This window comes from Clostridium frigoris, from assembly GCF_018861865.1.
Classification (GTDB): Bacteria; Bacillota; Clostridia; order Clostridiales; family Clostridiaceae; genus Clostridium_AD; species Clostridium_AD frigoris.
This window is the reverse complement of the sequence record NZ_JAHLDV010000153.1, coordinates 1-654: the sequence shown is the minus strand read 5'-3', so window position 1 is coordinate 654 and position 654 is coordinate 1. Positions and strand designations below refer to the sequence as shown.

The 654-nt window shown below is 37.0% G+C and carries 1 protein-coding gene; it reads left to right on the top strand.

The features are described from left to right. Window positions 1–654: flavodoxin domain-containing protein (locus KPL37_RS19565; RefSeq protein WP_216151723.1), on the top strand; the 654-nt coding region annotated here is incomplete at both ends.

The window sequence follows — 654 nt, the reverse complement described above, 5'->3', positions numbered from 1 at the left end:
TGCAGATGCTTTTGGATCTTTCGGATCATTGGATGGTAAGATTTTTAATGACGAGATGAACTTTGACCGCGACTTACTTGATGATGCTAGAAGGTATTATACAAACATTGTAGGCAAGTATGGTCCTCATGTTCAGGACCTTTTAAGGAAGGCTGGAACTATTGACATAAAGATTATCTGTCCACTACATGGACCAGTATGGCGTAATGATTTGGGATACTTTTTAGATAAGTATGACAAGTGGAGCAGGTACGAACCTGAGGAAAAAGGTGTAATGATTGTTTATGGAACAATGTATGGCAATACGGAGGCCGCTGCAAACGACTTAGCCACAAGGCTCGTGGAAAAAGGAATGACGAATGTTGTAATGTACGATGTTTCAAAAACTCATGTATCGTATTTGATTTCTGAGACATTCAAATATAGTCATGTGGTTCTTGCATCTGTAACTTACAACCTAAAGATTTATCCACCAATGCTTGCTTATATAATGGATATGAAGGCATTAAATCTTCAAAAACGTACTTTTGCTCTTATAGAAAATGGTTCATGGGCTCCTCAATCTGGTAAATTGATGCGCGAACTTTTGGATGACATGAAAGAAATAACTATTTTAGACAATGAGATGTCAATAAACTCTAGTATGAAAGAAGA